Origin of the sequence: Vibrio sp. OPT46, from assembly GCF_015163535.1 — a bacterium.
GTDB classification, from domain to species: Bacteria; Pseudomonadota; Gammaproteobacteria; order Enterobacterales; family Vibrionaceae; genus Vibrio; species Vibrio alginolyticus.
Genome location: NZ_JADDYG010000856.1, coordinates 210 through 2,783, shown reverse-complemented (window position 1 = coordinate 2,783; position 2,574 = coordinate 210). Strand labels below are relative to the sequence as shown.

The 2,574-nt window shown below is 42.9% G+C and carries 3 protein-coding genes; 2 read left to right on the top strand and 1 reads right to left on the bottom strand.

Features of this window, described 5'->3' with window-relative positions; genetic code table 11:
- Positions 1-181 precede the first annotated feature (181 nt).
- A complete protein-coding gene (locus IQR33_RS30205; RefSeq protein ID WP_017636068.1) occupies positions 182-874 on the top strand; it encodes an ATPase in 693 nt (230 codons plus the stop codon).
- Between the two features lie 31 nt (positions 875-905).
- Positions 906-1,709 (top strand): glutamate racemase, encoded by an 804-nt coding sequence (gene murI / locus IQR33_RS30200; protein WP_017636067.1) that lies wholly within the window; start codon positions 906-908, stop codon positions 1,707-1,709.
- Here murI and IQR33_RS30195 read toward each other — a convergent pair.
- A complete protein-coding gene (locus IQR33_RS30195) occupies positions 1,672-2,127 on the bottom strand; it encodes an RNA-binding protein (RefSeq protein ID WP_017636066.1) in 456 nt (151 codons plus the stop codon). The genes murI and IQR33_RS30195 overlap by 38 nt on opposite strands.
- Positions 2,128-2,574 lie beyond the last annotated feature (447 nt).

Here is a 2,574-nt window from a genome sequence, read left to right as displayed (position 1 = left end):
CGAATGAGTCGACCTCTATTAGTGCTCGTATCGATAATCTACTTGATGAAGAGTATGAGATGGCAAAAGGTTACCCTGCTGCAGAGCGAGCGTACTATCTCAACGTTGGCTACGAATTCTAATCGTGAATGAGCACAAACCGCCTTCGGGCGGTTTTTAATATTTTGTGGTGGAAAATCGAATGAAGAAACCCAAGCGAGTTGTGATCAGCTGGTCCAGTGGTAAAGATTCGACATTAACGCTTGAGCGCCTTAACGAGAATCCAAATTATCAAGTTGTCGGTTTGTACACGACTTACGTAGGGAAAGAAGTCCCTTTCCAAGCAACTCCGCTTGAAGTCGTACAAATGCAAGCAGACTTACTTGCGCTTCCGCTCATTACTATCGAGCTACCTGAAATCTTTCCAAGTAACGACATTTATCAATCGACCATCGTTAATGCATTACAAAGTAGTGGTCTGAACATAGAAGCTGTCGCATTTGGTGATATGTTTTGTAATGGCATTGCCGATTACCGACGCAGCTATATTGAACCTGTTGGCTGGGAATGCGTCTTTCCTCTATTAGGGGAGAGCAGCGAAAAACTAGCGATGGAAATCATAGAGCGTGGTATTCAAACGATGTTAATCACCATCGACGGAAGAGTTCTCCCTCCAGAATGGTGTGGTCGCTGGTATGACAAAGCCCTAATAGAGTCATTACCAAGTCAAATTGATCCCTGTGGGGAAAATGGTGAATTTCACACATTGGTCACGTCTTCGCCATCTTTTCAAGGACATATCGAGTTGACGAAGCGAAATGTAGAATCTGGAGATAGATTCAGCCATCAAAGATACCATGCTAAAGCATTGCCAAAACAAATCTACGCAGTATGATCGCAACGTTTCTGTTCTTTAGGTAAGACTCGTGCGAGTAGCAAGTAAGAAAAAAGTCCTAGTTTTTGACTCTGGTGTTGGTGGTCTTTCTGTATTCCAAGAGATACATCGCCTATTGCCCCAGCTAGACTACTTATACTTATTCGATAATCAGGCTTACCCTTATGGTGAACTCGATCAGGCTGTACTCGTTTCACGAGTTAACCAACTGGTCTCTTCTTTAGTCGAAGAACACCAAGCCGACATTGTCGTCATTGCTTGCAACACGGCGAGCACCATAGTGCTTCCTTCCTTACGCGAAAATTTATCGATTCCCGTTGTTGGTGTTGTCCCTGCGATTAAACCCGCATCGCTTTTAGCATCAAAAGGGGTAGGGCTGATCGCCACTCCGGCGACAGTAACACGCCAATATACTCACGAGTTAATACGGGACTTTGCGCAAGGCAAACCAGTTGAGCTGGTGGGATCAACTCGCTTGGTAGATATGGCCGAAGAGAAGTTGCGAGGCAACAGCGTTTCTCTCGACGAACTGACAAATATCCTGCTTCCCCTTCGCGATAAAGTCGATGTTGCGGTGCTCGGTTGTACTCACTTCCCTTTAATCAAAGAGGAGATTCATCAAGCTTTGGGTGGAGACGTTACTTTAATTGATTCAGGCGCAGCGATTGCACGTCGAGTAAAAGCATTGCTATTAAGTGATGAAATTGAGGATACAGAAGAGGGAAGTAAGTCGATTTATGCCAGTGCAACTCCTTGGCAGGAAGATGCACTGAACATTTGTTTAAAGAAGCTAGGTTTTAATCCTGTTCAGGTTTACCACCATCCGGATGTTTAGGATCGTTCGCAATTCTAACTTTTAGCGTTCTTTCCATATATTCCTTTTCATTAAGTTTAGCGATAGCTGGCTTGGCATCTGCCGCAGCCATCACGACAAAACCAAACCCTCTTCTTTTTCCAGTGCGCTTATCTTTCATTAAACGTACTGCATAGACCTGTCCATATTCAGCAAACAAATCGCGAACATGACTCTCATTGGCCTTATAAGGAAGGTTGCCGACATACAGCGTTTTAGTTGAAGGATCAGGATCCGAAGATTGAAGAACAGGTGTTTTGCTAGAAAATGAAAAAAGAAAAGCAGTAGCGATAACACCAATGAGGAAGCTCAAGGCTGGTGGGATGATGAATTGAGAGAAGATGATTCCCCCAACGATGGCCAGCCCAACACATAAAATCAGATTTTTTTTAGACGTCATTTTAATTACTACACATAGTGATAAAGAGATCGATTGTCCATTAACAGAATAGACACATGAATCTTACGTATATGGTTGGTGTTTTTCCAACCAATTGCTGTGATATGTCTCAAATGTGACGAAGAAATATGCAAATATCGCACTTTTGGCTAATTTGTGACCGATTGGTTTTTTATTTGCAAAAAACGCTTGTACTAATTTCTCAACTCCCTATACTGCGCATCCACCGACACGGAGTGAGACGAAAGTCACACAGCGAGTCGGAATTGAGAGAAAAGAAATTTGAAAAAAATGCTTGACTCTCTCACGGTGTGAAGTAAGATACGCACCCCTAACGACGAGCAACTAAGTTGCTGAAAATGTTAGAAAAGCTCTTTAAAAATAAGAACCTATCAATCTGTGTGGGCACTCGTTGATGATAATCCAAATAGTTTCTTCGGAAACAAT

Excerpts from the sequence above, each read along its gene's own strand:
- IQR33_RS30195 (WP_017636066.1), bottom strand. The coding sequence starts at position 2,127 with ATGACGTCTAAAAAAAATCTGATTTTATGTGTTGGGCTGGCCATCGTT.
- IQR33_RS30205 (WP_017636068.1), top strand. The coding sequence starts at position 182 with ATGAAGAAACCCAAGCGAGTTGTGATCAGCTGGTCCAGTGGTAAAGAT.